Raw genomic sequence first — 19,122 nt, 5'->3', positions numbered from 1 at the left:
CTATCGATCCGGCGCCAGCCGGCGACCCGGACCCCTGCCGCGGCGTCACGGGCGGTCGGACCGTCCCCCGACCGCCGTAGCGACCAGCAGCCGGACCAGGTAGACCACGACGAAGGCGACCGCCCCGACTGCGGCGGCCGGGCCGATCGCGCTCGACGCGACGTAGCCGGCGGCGGCGCCGGCCGAGCCGAGGAAGAGCGCTGTCGAGATGCCCCAGGCGTCGAGGGCCTCACGACGCAGTCGCCGCAACGCGCCGCCGGACCCGGCGCCGACGCCGGGCTCCGTCGCCGGCAGGTACGCCGGCTGGGTCGTCATCCGTGGGTGTGCCGGCTGCGTCGGCCGGGCCTGGGTCGGCACCGTCGGCTGTGGCTGTGGCTGTGGCTGTGGCTGTGGCTGTGGCTGCGTCGGGCGCGGCTGCGGTGCCGTCGGCGTGATCCGGGGAAGGGGATGGTTCGGCGTCGGCGTGCCCGCGGTCTCGTTGCCGACCTCGAGCAGGCTCTCCCGACGTAGCGGCACGGTGGCCGTGGCGTCCTGCCGCAGCAGCCGCACCAGCACCTGCTCGGCACCCGGCCGATCCGCCGGATCCTTCGCCAGGCACTCCCGGATCAGCTCGTCCAGCACCGGAGGCAACGCCGGCAGGTCGGGCGGATCGTGCAGCACCCGGTGCATCACGGCGAAGAGCGAATCATCGCCGAAGGGTGGCCGGCCACCGGCAGCGAACGCGATCGTGGCCGCCCAGGCGAAGACGTCGCAGGGCGGACCGACCGCGTCGTTGCGGAACCGCTCGGGTGCCATGTACGCGGTGGTCCCCATGACCCGGCTGGACGCCGTCTCGGTCACGCCCAGCGCGCGAGCGATGCCGAAGTCGATCACCCTAGGGCCGTCCCTGCCCAGCACCACGTTGTCCGGCTTCAGATCGCAGTGCACCACGCCGGCACTGTGGATCGCGGCGAGCGCGGTGACAGTGCCGACCGCGAGCCGGTGCAGGGCGTTACCGGTCACCGGGCCGCGTTCGCGGACGTGCCGGTGCAGGGTCGGGCCTTCGATGAACTCACTGACCACGTAGGGACGCTCGCCGTCGACCTCGGCGAAGAGCACCTGCGCGGTGCAGAACGGAGCGACCCGGCGCGCGGCGGCGATCTCCTTCACGAACTGCGACCGCGCCCGTGGATCAGTCAGGTCGACGTTGACCATCTTGACCGCGACGCGGTCACCAGCGTCGTCCTCACCGAGGTAGACGACCCCCTGCCCACCCGCGCCCAGCCGGCCGAGCAGCCGATACCGGCCGGCGGTGACCGGGTCGTGCGTCCACAGCTTCGCCAATCCTGGCACCGGCGTGCCGGCCAGTTCTGACATCCCGACTCCATCAGTGTCGTGCCCGGCCACCGGCGGCGCAGGGCACGGCCATCGTGTCATGCCGCAGCGACGACAGAGGACAGCCGATCATGGGTGGAGGCCACCGCCGCCGGTGGTCTCGCGGTGGCGGTCGCCGCACTGCGCGGGCCGGCCCGGCCTACGACGGCGGGCGTCCCTCCAGGGTGTCCCTTCGTCCTCCGCCGGGGCCGGCGCGAACTCGTTTCCCGCCGTGCCGTGCCGTGCCGTGCCGGGCGGGTCGATGCCGGTGCCCGACCCCGGTCGCCGACGCGCAGCCGCAGCGGCGTCAGGCCCGGCGCAGCGTCCGCAGTGTGCCGGCCCAGGCGACCACCTCGTCGAGCATGGTGCCGAGGGCCTGCTCGTGGTGCGCGGCCGGCCGGAAGTCGCGGAAGTTGACGAAGTCGGTCGTCAGAGAGAGCGCGACCTGGGAGCGGACGTCGGCGACGCCGAGCTGCCCCAGCACCAGCCGCAGGTGCTCCGCCGCCCGGGTGCCGCCGTGCACGCCGTAGCTGACGAGGCCGGCGGCGGCGTGCTGCCACTCCTGGTAGAGGAAGTCGAGGGAATCCTTCAGCGCGCCCGGGATGGAGTGGTTGTACTCCGGCGTGACGAAGACGAAGCCGTCGAACCCGGCCACGGTCGCCGCCCAGCGGCGTACGGCCGGGCGTCGCGACGGCGCCATCGACGGCGGCAGCACCTCGTCGAAGTGTGGCAGGGCGTAGTCGGCGATGTCGACCAGTTCGACAGTGGCGTCGCCCCGCTTGGCGGCGACGTCGCGCACCCAGCGGGCCACGGCGTCGGCCTTGCGGCCGGGTCGCGTGCTGCCGACGATGACACCGATCCTGACCATGCTGCTCTCCTCTAGGCGATGGGGACGGGGCGCGCGGGAGCCGACGTGCCGGTCAGGTCACGAGCCAGCTCCACCGCGCCGTGCAGGGACGACAGCCCGCCGAGGGCGGCGGGACGCACCGGTGGCGCCGGGCGCCCGGGCCGGCCGGCGCGACGTGCCCGTTGCGCGACGAGCGGCACGAAGCCGGGCAGGCCGGCGGCGAACCCGCCGCCCACGATCGCCAGCGCCGGATCGAGGATCTCGCCGAGGCTCACCACCGCCGCCGCCAGCGCCCGGCAGCTCTCCTCGACCGCAGCCACCGCCCAGGGCTCGCGCCCGTCGAGTCCGGCCCGTAGGTCGTCGAAGCCCACCTCGCCGCCCCGGCGGGCGGCGGCGCGGCGCAGGGTGGCGGGGCCGGACGCGACGGACTGGAGGCAGCCGTGCCGGTCGCAGTCGCAGCGCTCACCGTCGAGGGCGACGACCATGTGGCCGATCTCGGCGGAGGACCGGCCCGGCACCGGCCGGCCGGCCAGCACGACGCCGCCGCCGATCCCGGTGCCGACGCCCAGGTAGACCACGTCGTCCGCGCCGGCGCAGCGTGCCTCGGCCAGGGCGGCGAGATCACCGTCGTCGGCGACGGCGGTCGCCGCGTCGGGAAAGAGGCGGCGCAGCGCGCCGGTGAGGTCGAGGCCCGCCCAGCCGGGGCGCCCAGGCCAGGTGGTGACGGTGCCCCCGGTGTCAGTGGTCGCCGGCATGGCCACCCCGACCGCGTCCACCGGCCCCCACCGGTCGAGCAGCCGGTCCACCTCGACGGCCAGCACCGTCAGGTCGTCGGCCGGGTCGGCGGCCCCCCGGGGCCAGCGGAAGGTCCGGTCGTACGCCGGCCGCCCGGGTGCCTCCGCGTGCAACGCGACCTTGGTGCCGCCGACGTCGATGCCGAGGACGCCGCCGTGGCGCTGCGGACCGGACACGGCCGGCCTCAGCCCAGCCGCACGTGCAGGTAGACGAGCGCCAGGGCGGCGACGGCAAAGATCACCGGCGTCAGGATCGTCGCGGCCGGGTCCTTCGCCCGGGCGTGGTAGACGACCGCGCCCGTCATCTGCAGGGCGAGACCGATCGCCGCCGCGATGCCCAGGGGCGGCCAGAGCAGGCCGAGCAGCAGCCCGGCGACCGCGGCGAGTTCCAGCACCCCCAGCACGCGGGTCAGCCCCGGCGAGACGCCTAGGTGGTCCATCCGCTCGCGCATCTGTGCCTGCCCGGTGAGCTTCGGCACGGCGGTGCCCGCGAACACGGCCGCGAGGACGAGGGTCAGGACGAGGACGGGAATCTCCACGTGAGGTCCTTCGGGAAGAGTCGGGACGTGCGGACGACCGTACCGCCGGCACGCCGGCGCCCACGGCAGCGGACGGCGGGGTGCCCGGTCGTCATCGGACGGTCGCGGTGAGGGCGCGCGCGGCCAGCCGGTAGCCCAGCGCTCCGAGCCCGACGATCACCCCGCTGGCCAGCGGGGCGATCACCGAGTCGTGCCGGAAGCTCTCCCGCGCCCACACGTTGGACAGATGCACCTCGACGAAGGGCCGGGGGTAGTTGGCCAGCGCGTCGCGCAGGCTCCAGCCCGCGATCATCAGGGCGCCCGGGTTGACGATCGCGCCCACCGTGTCGTAGCTGTTCTGGATCGTACGGATCAGCGCACCCTCGCAGTCGTGCTGCTCGGCGACCACACCCCAGCCCCGGGCGGCGACCTCCTCGCCGACGGCGCGTTCGATGTCGTCCAGGGTGTCGGTGCCGTAGATCTCCGGTTCCCGCCGGCCGAGAATGCCCAGGTTCGGGCCGTTCAGCAGCAGCACGTCCGACACGCTTCACCTCGTGGGGCACGGCCCTGGTCCCGCAGAGCCTGATGACTGGTCACCGCAGTCTTACTACGCCGACGGCTCCCGGCGAACCGGCGGCGCCCGACGCACGGCGGACTAAGGGGTGGCTAGGGGCTGTTAGGGGCGGTGACCGCGTATCCGCGTCGGTTACCGTCCTCCCTGCTGAAGCGACGCCGCCGGCTCCAGACGGAGGCGTCACGTACCGCGCGGCCATCCGGTGCTCCGCTGCGCCCGGCCCGCGCACCGGCGGTCTCGGGTCGTCCCGCCCGATGGTCCGCCCAAGCCCCTGGTCTGCCCGAGTTGGGAAGTGGGAAGTCATGAGTGGTCAGCCCTCGACGGTGTCCGAGTTCCCCGAGTGGCCGCAGTACGGCGACGAGGAGCGAACCGGACTGATCCGCGCCCTCGAACAGGGTCAGTGGTGGCGGATGGGCGGCAGTGAGGTCGACTCCTTCGAGCGGGAGTTCGGTGACTACCACGGCAGCCCCCACGCGCTTGCCGTCACCAACGGCACCCACGCGCTGGAAGTCGCGCTGGAGGTGCTCGGCGTCGGCCCCGGTACGGAGGTGATCGTCCCGGCGTTCACGTTCATCTCGTCCTCGCTGGCCGCGCAGCGTCTCGGCGCGGTCGCCGTGCCGGTCGACGTCGACCTGGACACCTACTGCGTCGACCCCGCCGCCGTCGAGGCCGCGATCACCCCCCGTACCAAGGTGATCATGCCGGTGCACATGGCCGGGCAGTTCGCCGACATGGACGCGCTCGACAAGCTCGCCGCCGACGCCGGGGTGGCTCTGCTGCAGGACGCGGCACACGCCCAGGGCGCGCAGTGGCGCGGCCGGCGGGCCGGCGCGCTCGGCTCGGTGGCCGCCTTCAGCTTCCAGAACGGCAAGCTCATGACCGCCGGCGAGGGCGGAGCGGTCGTCTTCCCCGACGAGGAACTGCGCGAGCGGGCATTCCTCGTGCACAGCTGCGGCCGGCCCCGCACCGACCGCGAATACCTGCACAGCACCACCGGCTCGAACTACCGGATGAGCGAGTTCACCGCCGCTGTGCTACGCGCCCAGCTGACCCGCCTCGACGAGCAGATCGCGCTGCGCGAGCAGCGCTGGCCGCTGCTGTCGAGCCTGCTCGCCGAGATCCCGGGCGTCGTGCCACAGGCGACCGACCCCCGCACCGACCGCAACCCGCACTACATGGCGATGTTCCGTATCCCCGGGATCGGCATCGAGCGTCGCCGTGCCGTGGTGGACGCGCTCATCGCCCGGGGCGTCCCGGCGTTCGTGGCGTTCCGGGCGATCTACCGGTGCGAGGGCTTCTGGAAGGCCGGCGCGCCCGACGAGTCGGTAGAGGAGATGGCGGCCCGCTGCCCCAACACCGAGCAGATCCACTCCGACTGCCTCTGGCTGCACCACCGCACGCTGCTCGGCACGGAGCAGCAGATGCACGAGATCGCCGCCGTGCTCGCCGACATCCTCGCCGGATGACGGCCCGGCCCCCGGCCGCGGCCGGCCGGCCGGTGCGGGTCGCGGTGGTCGGCCTCGGCTGGGCCGGGCGGGAGATCTGGCTGCCCCGGCTCGCCGCACACCCCGGCTTCGAGGTGGTCGCCGTGGTCGACCCGCAGCCCGTGGTGCGCGATCGGGCCCGCGACACGCACGCCGTCGCGTCCGCGTACGCCGACGTCGAGGACCTGCCCGCCGGAACGGTCGACCTGGCGGTGGTCGCCGTACCGAACCACCTGCACGCGGTCGTCGCCGTCCGGCTGCTGCGCCGGGGCGTACCGGTGTTCCTGGAGAAGCCGGTCTGCCTGACCTCCGCCGAGGCGGGCATCCTGGCCGACGCGGAGCGCGACGGCGGCGCGGTGCTGCTGGCCGGCAGCGCCGCCCGTTACCGGGCCGACGTCCGGGCGCTGGCCGACGTGACCGGTGAGCTGGGCCCGATCCGGCACGTCGATGTGGCCTGGGTTCGCGCCCGAGGGGTGCCCGACGCGGGCGGCTGGTTCACCCGCCGCGACCAGTCCGGCGGGGGCGCGCTGGTGGACCTCGGCTGGCACCTGCTCGACACGGTGCTGCCGCTGCTCGGCCCGGCCCGGGTCACTCACGCGATCGGCAGCGTCTCGGACGACTTCGTCAACGACAGCGCCGCCCACGCCGCCTGGCGCGGCGGGGCCGACACCGCAGGCCACGTTCCCGGCGACGTCGAGGACACCGCCCGGGGGTTCCTGCTCACCGACACCGGCGCCTCCGTCGCCCTGCACGCCTGCTGGGCCTCGCACGAGTCGCTGGACCGCACCACCGTCACCGTGCACGGCGCCGCGGGGTCGGCGACGCTGCGCTGCACGTTCGGCTTCAGTCCCAACCGGGAGCCCACGCCGGTGCTGACGCGTACCCGCGACGGCCGGACCGCGCGGCTGCCGCTGCCCGGGGAGCCGATCGGCGCGGAGTACGACCACCAGCTCGACGCCCTGCCCGGGCTGCTCGCCGACCCGGCCGCCCGGGGCGCGGCCGTCGCCGAGGCCCGCCGGACCATCGACATCATCGAACGGATCTACCAGTGCGCCCGGCCCACCCGGCCGGAGCGCCAGCACGCACTGGTGGGCCATCGCGCCGGGTGAGAACCACCGTCGGCCCCAACCCCTTCCGGGAGCAGCCATGAGCCGTCCATCGTCCACAGTCGAGGTGACCCCGCCGTCGCCGGCGCGCGGCCCGATCCGCGCGGTCGTGTTCGACCTCGACGGCGTCATCGTCGACAGTTCGGCCGTCATGCGTGAGGCGTTCAGCATCGCGTACGCCGAGGTGGTGGGCGACGGGCCGGCACCGTTCGAGGAGTACAACCGGCACATGGGCCGGTACTTCCCGGACATCATGCGCCTGATGGGGCTGCCCCTGGAGATGGAGGGGCCGTTCGTCCGCGAGAGCTACCGGATGGCCCACCTCGTGCCGCTCTTCCCCGGCGTCCGGGAGACCCTGGAGACCCTGCACTCGCGTGGCATCCGGATGGGGATCGCCACCGGCAAGGCCGGCCCGAGGGCCCGCTCCCTGCTCGACCAACTCGGCGTGCTGGGCCTCTTCGGCCAGGTGATCGGTTCCGACGAGGTGGCCCGTCCCAAGCCTGCCCCGGACATCGTGCTCCAGGCACTGGGCAACCTCGACGTGCCGCCGCACGAGGCCATGATGGTGGGCGACGCGGTGATCGACCTGCTCAGCGGCCGGGACGCCGGGGCGACGGCCGTCGCCACGACGTGGCACGGCGGGGACATCGCGGCGCTGCTCGCGGCCGGCCCCGACCTGGTCGTGCACGCCCCGGCGGAGTTGCTGGCGCACTGCCCGGCGGCCCTCGTCCACTGACCCGGACCGGAGCGCGCCGGGCTGCTCGCGTGAGCAGCCCGGCGCGCTGCCGCCAGGCTGTGGTCAGCGTGTGTCGCTGACCGCCTCGGGGCCGGCTTCCAGGAAGCGCAGCATGCCGGTGGCCAGGATCTCGGCGGCGGGGGCCGGGACCAGGTCGGTACGGATGGTGACCCGCAGGAGGACACTCTCGTCGCCGGGCAGCACCTCGGCGACGCAGGCACCGGACCACTCCCGGGCGTACGGTTCGACGACCTCCTCGGTCCGGCAGCCGGGCAGGTCCAGCGGGAGGACGAGGTTGTCCTGGTAGGCGAACGAGGGCAGGCTGTTGATCACCTCGCGGGGCAGGTCGAGGACCGGGTCGTCGGTGACCATCTCCAGGAAGGAGACGTCCTGCGCGGCCATCAGCTCGTCCGCGGTCTGCTGGAGGGCGCGCATCAGGTCCTTCTCCGGGCCGCCGAACCGGACCCGGAGACAGTTGCTGCTGATCCTGCTCGTGAAGGCGGAGTCGAGGACGCGGCTGCCGCGCTGGGCGACGATCATCAGCAGGGCGATGTCGTCCTGCTGATGGATGGCGCGCAGCGCCGAGGCGTAGGCGGCGGCGAAGTAGGTGGAACGGCTGAAGCGGTGTTCGACGGCGGCCCGGTCCCAGCGCCGTACCAGCTCGGGCGGGACGGCGACGATGTGCCCGGTCTTGGGGCCCCAGGTCGGGGTCTGTTCCAGGATCTCCTGCGGCCGGCCTTCGCCTTGGCGGGGTAGGTCGCGTAGTTGTTCGCGCCAGTAGGTTCGTTGGGTTTGCAGGTCGGCGGCGTTGCGGAGGCGGGTGTATTCGTCGTGGGACTGGTGCAGTGTGGGTGCGGGGTGTGTCCAGGTGGGGGTGTGGCCGGTGTGTCGTGCGGTGTAGGCGTGGGTGAGGTCTCGGACGAGTAGTCCGTATGACCAGCCGTCGAAGGCGATGTGGTGGATGCCGATGCCGAAGAGGATTCGGTTGGTGGTTTTGTTTCGGATCAGGGCGGCGCGCCAGTTGCGGCCTTGGGTGTAGTCGAGGGGTTGTTGTACTGCTTCGGCGAGTTGGTCGAGGGCGTCGTGTTCGGTGGCGGCGTCGGCGAGGAGTCGTAGCTGGGGCATGCCGGGGTTGGGTGGGATGATTGCGGTTGGTGGGTCGGTGCGCCGGTAGCGGGCGTGTAGGGCCTGGTGGCGGTGGTGGAGGTCGCCGAGGGCGGCCATGAGGGCTCGTAGGTCCAGTTCACCCTCGATCCACCAGGTGGTGGGGCAGACCAGTTCGAAGGGGAGCACGACGCACTTCGCGACGGACGGGGTCAGCGGGACGGGCTTCGACGGGCCGGGACGGCCGGTGACGGACGGCGCCGGCTCGGCCCCGGGGCGGCGGGGGGCGGTGGCGAGCCAGCGGGCCAGCCCTTGCGGGGTGGGGGTGCGGTGGATCTGCGAGACGGGCACGGCGACGTCGGCGGCCTCGTCGAGGGCGACAGCGACGGCGGCGGACTGCAGGGAGGTGCCGCCGAGGTGGAAGAACCCGTCGAGTGCCCCGACCCGGTCCAGCCCGAGCACCGTCGCGAAGATCCCCGCGACGAGGCGTTCGGAGTCGGTGGCCGGTTCGGTGTACGGCACGTCGAGGTCGGGACGGCGCGAGCCCGGCTCTGGTAGCGCCCTCCGGTCGATCTTGCCGGTGCCGCCGGTGGGGAACCGGTCCAGGACCATGATCACGGCGGGGACCATGTAGGGCGGGAGCACCGCGGCGGCGTGTGCCCGCAGGTCGGCGGTGACGGGGACGCGGCCGTCGCGTCCGGTGACGTAGCCGACGAGCCGGGCGGTGCCCTGGTCCTCGCGACGGGTGACGACGGCGGTGCCGACGTCCGGGTGTTGTTCGAGAGTCGCCTCGATCTCACCGAGTTCGATCCGGATGCCGTTGACCTTGACCTGGTGGTCCATCCGGCCGAGGATCTCCAGCGCTCCGGCGGCGTTCCACCGGCCGAGGTCGCCGGTGCGGTAGGCGGTCCCGCCGCCGTACGGGTCGGTGACGAACCGCTGGGCGGTCAGTTCGGGGCGGTTGAGGTAACCGTCGGCGACGCCGGCGCCGGCGATGAGGATCTCGCCGGGGACGCCCATGGGGACGAGGTCGAGATTGGCGTCGACGACGCGGATCTGCCGGTTGGGCATGGGTCGGCCGATGGGCACGTACGCGCCGGGCCAGCCCTTCGACGCGTCGTACCAGGTGCAGGCGACGGATGCCTCCGCGGGCCCGTACGCGTTGATCAGGCGGGCACCGGCGGCCGTCCAGCGGTGCGCCATGCGGGGCGGAATGGGTTCCCCGGCGAGGGTCACGCACGTCAGGCTGGGGCAGTCGGCGGGATCGACGGCGGCGAGGTTCGTGGGTGGGCAGAACGCGTGGGTGGCCTGCTCCTTGGCGATCAGCTCCGTCAACCGGCGGGCGTCGAGCAGATCGTCGCGGGAGCTGACGACGACGCGGGCACCGGAGGTCAGCGCGGTGTAGATCTCGCCGAGGGCCACGTCGAAGACCGGGGAACAGGAATGGAGCATCCGGCTGTCCGGCCCGACCGCGCACTCCTCCCGCATCCAGGTGACGAAGTTCGTCAGGTGCTCGTGGGTCAGCACGACACCCTTCGGTGTCCCGGTCGAGCCGGACGTGTAGATCACGAACGCCGGCCGGGAGGGTGCCACCACCGGCAGGTCGGCCGCCTCAGCCGCCGTCACGGTGGGCCAGTCGGCATCGAGGGCGACGACCCGTACGCCGTCAGGTCTGGGGACACGCGGGGCGACCTCGCCGACGGTGAGGACGACCCGGGCGCCGTGGTCGGCCAGCAGCATCCGCATCCGCTCCGCCGGCCAGGACACGTCCATCGGCGTGTACGCCGCCCCCGCCCGCAGCACCGCCAGGGTGGCGACGAGCGTCCACATGCTGCGGTCCAGCGCCAGCGACACCACGTCCCCGGGCCGTACGCCCATCGACCGTAGTCGCGCGGCCAACTCCCCCGAGCGGCGGGCCAGCTCCGCGTACGTCAGCACCTCCCCGGCGGCGACGCCGGCCACCGCGTCCGGCGTGCGTCGCGCCCATTCGAGCACCAGCTCGTGCAGCGGCGCACCCGGCACCGGGCGGGCCGGGCCGCGGCCCCACGCGAGCAGCCGCTCGCGCTCGGGCGCGCCCAGCAGCGGCAGCGCGCCCAGCGGCACCCCGGGTTCCCGGACCCCGGCCGACAGCAACGACACGGTCTGGTCCACCAGGCCCCGCACCCAGTCCGCCGAGAAGCCGTCGGCGGCGTAGTCCACCCGGAGCGCCGACCCGTCCTCCGCGACGGTCACCACGATGTCCACGTCCACCACGTCCGGCCCCACCTCGGCCACCGGGGCGTCCACCAGCCCGACGACCACCGGCCCCGCCGCGCCCGCGCTGTGCACGACCGGTCCGGCCAGCGCCGTGGCCACCCGCGACGTCAGCTCGCCGAAGCCCGGTTCGTCCGCGACGTCGACCCGCAGCACGCCGCCCGACGACAGACCGACCGCCACCTCGGCCTGGCCGGTGTACCGGGCCAGCACCCCCAGCAGACCGGCCAGCAGCACCGCGCCGGGGGAGCGCGCCCCCGCCGGGACGGGCAGGTCGACCCGCCGGTACGCGGAGGCCGCCCGGGCCGGCCACGCGGCCGGCCGGCGCAGGTCCCCCATCAGGTCGAGGACCTCGAAGCCGGGCCCAGCGACATCCGTGGTCTGCGCACCGACGATTCCGACAGACATTGAGCCAGCCTCCGATCAGGGCCGGCGCCACCCAGAGGGGTGCGCCGGAAGGGACAACCACGAACTCTCGGGACAACGGGCCGCGTGCCACGCGGCGACGAGCGGTCCGGTACGCAGGGGGCGGACGGTCAGCCGGCGGTGGGCGTACCCGCCGGCCCGTCTTCGAGGAAGCGCAGCATGTGGTGGTTCAGCTCCTCGGCGAAGCTGTACGGCAGGTAGTCGGTGCGGATGGTGACGCGTAGGAGAGCATGGTCGACGCGGGGCAGCACCTCGACCGTGAGCCCGTTGGGCACCTCCCGGGCGTACGGGTCGACGACCTCCTCGGCCCGGCAGCCGGGCAGCTCCAGCGGCACCACCACGTTGTCCTGGAACACGAACGTCGGCAGGCTCGCGACCACCTCGCCGGAGAGCCCGGCGGCGGGATCGTCGGCGGTCTCCGCGAAGGGAACGTCCTGGGCCCGCATGAGATCGCGGATCGTCTCGTCGACCCGCAGGACCAGCTTGTCGTCGTGCGGCCCGTCGAAGCGCACCCGCACGCAGTTGAGGTTGAGCCGGGTGGTGAACGCGGAGTCGAGGACGCGGCTGCCGCGTTTGGCGACCACCATCAGCAGGGCGATGTCGTCCTGCTGATGGATGGCGCGCAGCGCCGAGGCGAAGGCCGCCACGAAGTAGCTGGAGCGGCTGAAGCGCTGGTCGCGGGCGGCCCGGTCCCAGCGGTCGAGCACCTCGGGGGTGACGGTGACGGTGTGGCCCGCCTTCGGTCCCCAGGCGAGGGCCTGCTCCAGGGGCGCGGTGGCCGGGCCTTCGCCTTGGCGGGGTAGGTCGCGTAGTTGTTCGCGCCAGTAGGTTCGTTGGGTTTGCAGGTCGGCGGCGTTGCGGAGGCGGGTGTATTCGTCGTGGGACTGGTGCAGTGTGGGTGCGGGGTGGGTCCAGGTGGGTTTGTGGCCGGTGTGTCGTGCGGTGTAGGCGTGGGTGAGGTCTCGGACGAGTAGTCCGTATGACCAGCCGTCGAAGGCGATGTGGTGGATGCCGATGCCGAAGAGGATTCGGTTGGTGGTTTTGTTTCGGATCAGGGCGGCGCGCCAGTTGCGGCCTTGGGTGTAGTCGAGGGGTTGTTGTACTGCTTCGGCGAGTTGGTCGAGGGCGTCGTGTTCGGTGGCGGCGTCGGCGAGGAGCCGGAGCTGGGGCATGCCGGGGTTGGGTGGGATGATTGCGGTTGGTGGGTCGGTGCGCCGGTAGCGGGCGTGCAGGGCCTGGTGGCGGTGGTGGAGGTCGCCGAGGGCGGCCATGAGGGCTCGTAGGTCCAGCTCACCCTCGATCCACCAGGTGACCGGGACGACGACCTCCAGCGGCGACATCAGGCACTTCGCCACCTGCTGCGCGAGCGGGACCGGTCCCGGGCGCTGCCGGGCCTGTCCCGCGGTCGAGCCGGTGTCCGTACGGCGGGGGGCGGTGGCGAGCCAGCGGGCCAGCTCGTGCGGGGTGGGGGTGCGGTGGATCTGCGAGACGGGCACCACCACGTCGGCGGCCTCGTCGATGCCTGCGGCGACGGCGGCGGACTGCAACGACGTGCCGCCGAGGTGGAAGAAGCCGTCGCGGGCGCCGACCCGCTCGATGCCGAGCACGCTCGCGAACACCTCCGCGACGAGGCGCTCGCCCTCGGTGGCCGGCTCGACGTACGGCACGCCGAGGTCGGGGCGCTGGGCGCCGGGTGCGGGAAGGGCACTCCGGTCGATCTTGCCGGTGCCGCCGAGGGGGAAGCGGTCGAGGACGACGAAGGCGGCGGGGACCATGTAGCTCGGCAGGTGGGCCGTGGCGTGGTCGCGCAGGTCGCCGGTGGCCGGGATGCGGCCGTCGCGCCCGGTGACGTACGCGACGAGCCGGGCCACGCCCCGGTCCTCGCGGCGGACGACGACTGCGGTCTCCACCTCCGGGTGCTGGGCGAGGATGCTCTCGATCTCGCCCAGCTCGATGCGGATGCCGTTGACCTTCACCTGGTGGTCCATCCGGCCGAGGATCTCCAGCGCGCCGGCGCTGTTCCACCTCCCCAGGTCGCCGCTGCGGTAGGCGAGCCCGCCGCCGTACGGGTCGGTGACGAACCGCTGGGCGGTCAGTTCGGGGCGGTTGAGGTAACCGTCGGCGACGCCGAAGCCGGCGATCAGGATCTCCCCGGGAACCCCGGCCGGCAAGAGGTCGAGGTTCGCGTCGACGACGCGGACCTGCCGGTTCGGCATCGGCCAGCCGATCGGCACGTACGCGCCACCCCACCCGGCCGACGCGTCGAACCAGGTGCACGCCACGGCGATCTCGGCCGGCCCGTACGCGTTGACCACCCGCGTGCCCGCCGTCAGCCACCGCTGGGCCAGCCGCGGCGGGACGGCCTCGCCGCCGAAGATGACGCAGCGGAGGCCGGGACAGGCGGCCGGGTCGAGCGGGGCGATGTTGGTGGCCGGTCCGAACGTGTGCGTGACGCCCTGGGTGTTGACGAGGTCGGTGAGCCGGCGCGCGTCGAGCAGATCGTCGCGCGGGCACACGACGACGCGGCCCCCGCCGGTGAGCGCGGCGAAGATCTCCCCGAACGCGGCGTCGAAGACCGGTGCCGCCGAGTGCAGCATCCGGCTGCCGGGGCCGATGGCGCACTCGCCGGTCATCCACGCCAGGAAGTTCGCCAGCCTCTCGTGTGACAGCACCACGCCCTTCGGCGTGCCTGTCGAACCCGACGTGTAGATGACGAACGCCGGCGCGTCCACCGGCACCGCAGGCAGATCCGCCACCGCACCGGCCGGTACCGCGGGCCAGCCGTCGTCCAGCGCCACCACCGTGACCCCGTCCCCGGCGGGAATCCGGGCCGCTACCGCACCGACCGTCAACACCACCCGCGCGCCGTGGTCGGCCAGCAGCACCCGCATCCGCTCCGCGGGCCACGACACGTCCATCGGCGTGTACGCGGCACCCGCCCGCAGCACGCCCATCGCCGCCACCAGCGACCACAACCCGCGCTCCAACGCCACGGACACCACGTCACCGGCACGGACACCCACCGACCGCAGGTACGCCGCCAGCAGCCCGGACCGGCGATCCAGCTCCCCGTACGTCAGCACCTCGTCGCCCGCGACACCCGCCACCGCCTCCGGCGACCGCCGCGCCCAGCTCAGCACGAGCTCGTGGATCGGCTCACCCGGCATCTCCCGCACCGGGCCGCGCCCCCACGTCAGCAACCGTTCCCGTTCCGCGGCGTCCAGCAACGGCAGTCGCGACAGGGCGACCTGCGGCGCCGCCGTCCCGGCGGAGACGAGCACCACCACCTGATCCACGAGTCCCCGCACGAACTGCGCGGAGAATCCCTCCACCGCGTAGTCCACCCGCAGCACGGACCCGTCCGCCGCCACGCGCACCACCATGTCGACGTCCACCACGGCCGGTCCCGTCTCCGCCACCGGACCGTCGGTGAACTCCACCGCCACCGGGTCCGGCCGGTCCGGGCCCGCCACCGGCGCCGTCCACGCCAGTCCCACCCGCGCCGCCAACTCCCCGAATCCCGGGTCGCCCGAGACGTCCACCCGCGCCACCGACCCGCCGGCCGGGGCCAGCCCGAGCACCACCTCGTCCTGGCCGGTCCAGCGGGCCAGGACCGCCACGAGCCCCGCCACCACGACGTGTCCGGCCGGTGTCACGCGCGACGGCCAGGCGGGAAGCACCCGGTGCACCGAGGCCGCCCGCGCGGGCCACACCGCCGGCCTCCGCAGGTCCCCCACGAGTTCCAGAGCAACCGCGCCGTCCGCGGCCTGGGCGCCATCGAACCCGACAGACAACAGCTCGACCTCCGATCGAAAGGGGACGACCGAAAGGCTCAGGGCCGCGACGATCGGTCAGCCGGGATGCCGTACGCCGGACGGCGGGGGTTGGCGCGAGGCGCGTCGACGGGCGGCACCGCTCGCGGGCCACCCGATCCGGTGCGCTGAGAGTGGCAACGACGAGCCGACGGGGCCCGACCATACGAAGCGCTGTGCGGTGACGTACACCCCTAGAGATCGGCACGTCGACCCCTAGCGCATCAGCCGGAGATCTCCTCCCCGGGCAGGCCCGGGACGTTTCGGCGGTGCCCGCCGGCCGCGTCGAGGCCGGGCCGGCGATGTGAGCTGGCAGGGGGCGTGGCCGTCGGAATCCGGGCACTCGACAGCGCGGGCTGCGACAGCGCCGTCCGGCGACTCCAGCCCTTCTGAAGAACAGCTTTTCGGTCAGCCCGAGTCGATGGCCGCGCTAGGAGTATCGGCGGCCTCGGCGGCGAAAGAGCCGTCCGCGTTCGCCTGTCTGGCCCATCCCGGGGCAGTGCATAGTGACTATGATCTTTCGATCATGACGCCGGTCGGTGGCTGGAAACTCGACCGCTGACCGGCGGTGTGCACCTCGCCGCCGCAACGCTGGCCATGAGCCAGCCGGCTTCCCGGCCGGTCCAGCTCACGACCGTCCGGTCGGTGCACGCGGCACGCCCGGCTCTCGCGGCCGAGCGGCCGTATCAGGACCGGGAGCCCACCCCTTCGGCCACGTTCTCCGCTGTTCGTGGCTGTGGCGCACCGGTTTCACCGCCACCCCGAGGCCCGCACCGGGCCGGCATGTCAGGAGACTAGATGCAGGCGCCCATCCAGGTACAGGTGTTCGCACACGACGGGGTGGTCCTGGCCCGACCGCCCGACCCGTCGGCCACCGCCGACAGCCCCTATCTCGCCGGCGCGGGCGCCGCTCTCCACAACGGCCTGGACATGATCACGGGTCTGCACCTGACCCTTCCGCACCAGTCGGCGGCGATCTGCAGCACCGGCTCCAGCGCGGACAAGTCGCTGCGTCTGCTCAGCCGGAGTGGTCTGAAGACGCCCAGCGACCTGCGGAAGTTCCGTTCCGGCGCGCAGGCGGTGCGGTACGCGCGGGAAGCCGTCGAGCGGGGCGAGACGCTGGAGTTCCAGTTTCCTCCGCATGACCCGCTGCTGCGGGCCGCTCGCGCCCGGGTGCCCGCGGATCTGGTCGCCCGCCTCAACAACAAGACCGTGCTGGAGACTCTGGTCGCGCCGGAGTACCTGCCCCGCCGGCAGGTCGCCACCCCCGCCGAGGTGCGCCGGATCGTGGCGCGGGACCGCCGGCCGGCGGTCATCAAACCGGCCGGGGTCGAGGTGTCCAGCGGAATTGCGATCTTCACCCGTCGGTTGGCGGACCGGCGGAACCGTTCCCTGTTCAACCAGTTGGAACAGGTGAGCGAGCAGTGGATCGTCGAGGAGGAGGTGCCCTTCCAGACGATCTGGGGTATCCAGTTCGGCGTGACCGAGAGCGGATCGGTGCACTACTTCGGATCGTCGGTACACCTGCCGCAGCCCACCTCGACGTGGGTCGGTTGTGTGATGGACGACGACCAGCCCCCGGAAGAGCTGGTCGAAGCGCTGACCGTAGGGGTCCGAAAGGCCAGTGAGCTCGGGTACCGGGGCTACTGCTCCTTCGACGCCGGGATCGGCCGCGACGGCGCCCTGCGGGTCATCGACCCGAACTTCCGGGTCAGCGGGGCCACCACCTCGCTGCTGCACCGCAGCTCGCTGCTGGGCCGGCATCCGTGCGCCATGACCACGTTCTTCTCACTGGCCCCCGGCGTCGACGCCGAGCCGATCCTCGCGCCGTTCATCGACCGGGGGCAGTTCGTCGTGTTCATGCACCACGACCCGGCGGAGACGGACAACGGCCCGCTGCCGGCGACCATCGTCGGCATGGTCGGGGCCGCGGACCGGTACGCCTGCGGCGTGCTGGTGGCGCAGATCCAGCGGGCCCTGGGCACCTGACGCGCCGGTCCGGGGCTCGGCTCCGGCGGCTCGTCATCCGTTCGCCGGCCCGGCCGCCCCCGCGGCGCCGGCCGGCGAACGGGCACCCGGCGGTGTCGGCCTCACATGCCGGAAAGTGCGGTACGCACAGCGGCCTCGGGGACGCGGGCGACCAGTTCGACTCCGCCCGGTCCGTCCAGGACGAAGGACAGGCCCGAGGTGGCCTTCTTGTCCCGGCGCATCAGCGTGATCAGCTCGTCGTGGTCGACGCCGCCGGGCAGCGTGGTGTCGAGCCCGTAGCCCGCCACCACGTCGTGGTGCTCGGCCACCCGGTCGGCCGGTATCCGGCCGAGGACGCCGGCCAGCCGGCCCGCGAAGACCGTGCCGACGCCGACCGCCTCACCGTGGCGCAGGCCGAAGTCGGTGGCCCGCTCCAACGCGTGCCCGAGCGTGTGGCCGTAGTTGAGGATGTGCCGCAGGCCGGAGTCCCGCTCGTCCGCGGCCACCACCCGGGCCTTCAACGCCACCGACGCGGCGATCTGCTCCGCCACCGGCCGGTCACGCAGATCACCGGCGCCGATGAAGTGCGCCCGGGCGATCTCCCCGTACCCGTTGCGCCACTCCCGCTGCGGCAGCGTCCCCAGGTGCTCGGTGTCGCAGAGCACCGCCCGGGGCTGCCAGTACACGCCCACGAGGTTCTTGCCCTCCGGCAGGTTGACGGCGGTCTTCCCACCGACGCTGGCGTCCACCTGGGCCAGCAGCGAGGTCGGCAGGTGGATCACCGGTACGCCCCGGTGGTAGAGGCCGGCGGCCAGCCCGACCACGTCCGTGGTGGTGCCGCCGCCGCACGAGACCACCGCGTCCGTCCGGGTCAGCCCGAACTCGGCGAACGCCCGGCAGAGCTGTTCCACAGTGGTCAGGTTCTTGTCGTGCTCGCCGTCGCGGGCCGGCACCACCCGGTGCGGCACGCCCGGGTCGGGCGTCCACTCCGGTGGCCGGGCCGAGACCACCACGACCCGCTGGGCGCCGATCCGCGCCACCTCCGCCGGGAGCCGGTGGCGTACGCCGGGACCGATCAGCACCGGGTACGACCGTTCCCCGAGTGCCACCTCGACGCGGGCCGGCTCGCTGGCGGGACGGTCAGGTACCGGCGTGTGCATGTGGTTGCTGCCTCCTCTGCGGAACGCGGGCCGGCGCGGTCGCGGCCGGGCTGCCCCGCACCATCGACAGGCGCAGCGCCAGCGCGGCCAGCGAGTCGACCTCCGGCCGGATGCCCCACCGATCGTGGGTGAGCTGCGCGTGGTGCGCCAGCAGGAACCCGGGAGGCGCCGTCGGGTGGTCGTGGCCCACCACGTCGGTCACCCGGTCCAGGTAGCGCTGCCACGCCACTGCCACGTCCCCGCCCAGCGGTAGGTCACCGGCCGACAGGACGATCTTCTCCGCCCCGGCGTCGGCCTGCGCGGCCAGGTCCCGCCGCTGCGCGCCGGTGAGCCGCTGGCTGCGTTCCTGCCAGTGCAGGAACAGGAACGCCAGGCGGTCGGCCGCCGGCATCAGCCCGGTCAGGTGCCGCAGGTGCGCCACGGCCAGCGGCAACTCGCCGCCGGCCAGCCAGGGCACGTCGCCGCCGAGCAGGGTGAGGGCCAGTTCGCTGCCCGCGAACGCGAGCGGGCCGCCCCGCGCGGGGTCGCGCACGACGTACCGGTCCTCGGCGAGGGACGCTCCCGGGTCGTACGCGAGCAGTCCCGCCCGTACCGCGTCGAGCGCGGCGGGGGCGGCATGGAAGCCGAGGCTCAGCCGCCCGGCGGGGGAGTCCTCCGGGTCGAAGAACCAGTCCATGCCGGGATCGGCCCGGCGGGCGGCGGCGACCAGCCCGGTCAGGACGGTGCCGACCAGCTCGGTCAGCCGCGTGCCCGGGCAGCCGCCGGCCGGTACGGCCGAACGGGCGAACAACCAGCAGCGTTCCAACGACGGCACCTCGGCTGACGGGCGGGTGGAGCACGGGATTCGACGGTCCGCGGGGGTCGCCCCATCATCGGCCCGCGGGCCCGTTCCACCACCCGATCGGCGCTCCGAACTGGGGACGACTTAGGGGGTGACAGGGGTAGGACACCGGCAGGGTGCTCGGAAGACTTGGGCCGCTACGGCGA

The 19,122-nt window shown here is 73.5% G+C and carries 13 protein-coding genes; 4 read left to right on the top strand and 9 right to left on the bottom strand.

What is annotated here, in order from left to right; translation table 11 throughout:
• Nucleotides 1-45: 45 nt before the first annotated feature.
• The 5 genes from DQE82_RS08230 to DQE82_RS08210 form a co-directional block, all read right to left on the bottom strand.
• A complete protein-coding gene (locus tag DQE82_RS08230; protein WP_158559968.1) occupies nucleotides 46-1,356 on the bottom strand; it encodes a serine/threonine-protein kinase in 1,311 nt (436 codons plus the stop codon).
• Between the two features lie 304 nt (nucleotides 1,357-1,660).
• On the bottom strand, nucleotides 1,661-2,221 hold the full coding sequence (locus DQE82_RS08225; RefSeq protein WP_043329859.1) for an NADPH-dependent FMN reductase: 561 nt from the start codon (nucleotides 2,219-2,221) through the stop codon (nucleotides 1,661-1,663).
• An 11-nt stretch (nucleotides 2,222-2,232) separates the two neighbouring features.
• The gene (locus DQE82_RS08220) at nucleotides 2,233-3,171 is read right to left on the bottom strand and encodes an ROK family protein (protein ID WP_043329860.1); all 939 of its coding nucleotides are present in this window, start codon (nucleotides 3,169-3,171) and stop codon (nucleotides 2,233-2,235) included.
• 8 nt (nucleotides 3,172-3,179) lie between these two features.
• A complete protein-coding gene (locus DQE82_RS08215) occupies nucleotides 3,180-3,533 on the bottom strand; it encodes a DoxX family protein (protein WP_030500471.1) in 354 nt (117 codons plus the stop codon).
• A 91-nt stretch (nucleotides 3,534-3,624) separates the two neighbouring features.
• Nucleotides 3,625-4,056, bottom strand: coding sequence for a type II 3-dehydroquinate dehydratase (locus DQE82_RS08210; protein ID WP_030500472.1), 432 nt, complete (start codon nucleotides 4,054-4,056; stop codon nucleotides 3,625-3,627).
• A gap of 332 nt (nucleotides 4,057-4,388) precedes the next feature.
• On the opposite strand from DQE82_RS08210, the gene DQE82_RS08205 reads away from it, so the two are divergent.
• From DQE82_RS08205 to DQE82_RS08195, 3 genes are read left to right on the top strand one after another with little or no spacing between them, the layout of a single operon-like run.
• A complete protein-coding gene (locus tag DQE82_RS08205; protein WP_113972401.1) occupies nucleotides 4,389-5,552 on the top strand; it encodes a DegT/DnrJ/EryC1/StrS family aminotransferase in 1,164 nt (387 codons plus the stop codon).
• The gene (locus tag DQE82_RS08200) at nucleotides 5,549-6,679 is read left to right on the top strand and encodes a Gfo/Idh/MocA family protein (protein ID WP_113972400.1); all 1,131 of its coding nucleotides are present in this window, start codon (nucleotides 5,549-5,551) and stop codon (nucleotides 6,677-6,679) included. The genes DQE82_RS08205 and DQE82_RS08200 overlap by 4 nt, the downstream gene beginning before the upstream one ends.
• Before the next feature lie 37 nt (nucleotides 6,680-6,716).
• Nucleotides 6,717-7,412 carry an HAD-IA family hydrolase gene (locus DQE82_RS08195; RefSeq protein WP_064445417.1) on the top strand — a complete coding sequence of 232 codons (696 nt, stop codon included), beginning with the start codon at nucleotides 6,717-6,719 and terminating at the stop codon, nucleotides 7,410-7,412.
• 63 nt (nucleotides 7,413-7,475) lie between these two features.
• Here the strand turns inward: DQE82_RS08195 and DQE82_RS08190 are convergent, their stop codons facing one another.
• Together DQE82_RS08190 and DQE82_RS08185 are read right to left on the bottom strand one after the other, a co-directional pair.
• Entirely contained in the window at nucleotides 7,476-11,177 is a 3,702-nt protein-coding gene (locus tag DQE82_RS08190; protein ID WP_113972399.1) for an amino acid adenylation domain-containing protein, read from the bottom strand.
• Between the two features lie 128 nt (nucleotides 11,178-11,305).
• Complete coding sequence (locus DQE82_RS08185) at nucleotides 11,306-14,989, bottom strand: amino acid adenylation domain-containing protein (RefSeq protein WP_113972398.1); 3,684 nt, start codon at nucleotides 14,987-14,989, stop codon at nucleotides 11,306-11,308.
• Between the two features lie 816 nt (nucleotides 14,990-15,805).
• Between DQE82_RS08185 and DQE82_RS08180 the strand changes: the two genes are divergently transcribed.
• On the top strand, nucleotides 15,806-16,996 hold the full coding sequence (locus DQE82_RS08180; RefSeq protein ID WP_064445420.1) for a hypothetical protein: 1,191 nt from the start codon (nucleotides 15,806-15,808) through the stop codon (nucleotides 16,994-16,996).
• A 101-nt stretch (nucleotides 16,997-17,097) separates the two neighbouring features.
• Here the strand turns inward: DQE82_RS08180 and DQE82_RS08175 are convergent, their stop codons facing one another.
• The gene (locus tag DQE82_RS08175; protein ID WP_043329873.1) at nucleotides 17,098-18,135 is read right to left on the bottom strand and encodes a 3-dehydroquinate synthase; all 1,038 of its coding nucleotides are present in this window, start codon (nucleotides 18,133-18,135) and stop codon (nucleotides 17,098-17,100) included.
• Nucleotides 18,116-18,949, bottom strand: a complete 834-nt coding sequence (locus DQE82_RS08170; protein ID WP_231915406.1) for a hypothetical protein — start codon at nucleotides 18,947-18,949, stop codon at nucleotides 18,116-18,118. The genes DQE82_RS08175 and DQE82_RS08170 overlap by 20 nt, the downstream gene beginning before the upstream one ends.
• Nucleotides 18,950-19,122 lie beyond the last annotated feature (173 nt).

Source organism: Micromonospora sp. LHW51205 (assembly GCF_003315815.1).
Lineage (GTDB): Bacteria > Actinomycetota > Actinomycetes > Mycobacteriales > Micromonosporaceae > Micromonospora > Micromonospora chalcea.
This window is presented reverse-complemented; position numbering and strand designations above follow the sequence as displayed.

Coding starts and splice junctions, on each gene's coding strand:
- DQE82_RS08225 (WP_043329859.1), bottom strand. CDS start 2,221: ATGGTCAGGATCGGTGTCATCGTCGGCAGCACGCGACCCGGCCGCAAG.
- DQE82_RS08190 (WP_113972399.1), bottom strand. CDS start 11,177: ATGTCTGTCGGAATCGTCGGTGCGCAGACCACGGATGTCGCTGGGCCC.
- DQE82_RS08230 (WP_158559968.1), bottom strand. CDS start 1,356: ATGTCAGAACTGGCCGGCACGCCGGTGCCAGGATTGGCGAAGCTGTGG.
- DQE82_RS08195 (WP_064445417.1), top strand. CDS start 6,717: ATGAGCCGTCCATCGTCCACAGTCGAGGTGACCCCGCCGTCGCCGGCG.
- DQE82_RS08175 (WP_043329873.1), bottom strand. CDS start 18,135: ATGCACACGCCGGTACCTGACCGTCCCGCCAGCGAGCCGGCCCGCGTC.
- DQE82_RS08180 (WP_064445420.1), top strand. CDS start 15,806: ATGCAGGCGCCCATCCAGGTACAGGTGTTCGCACACGACGGGGTGGTC.
- DQE82_RS08205 (WP_113972401.1), top strand. CDS start 4,389: ATGAGTGGTCAGCCCTCGACGGTGTCCGAGTTCCCCGAGTGGCCGCAG.
- DQE82_RS08200 (WP_113972400.1), top strand. CDS start 5,549: ATGACGGCCCGGCCCCCGGCCGCGGCCGGCCGGCCGGTGCGGGTCGCG.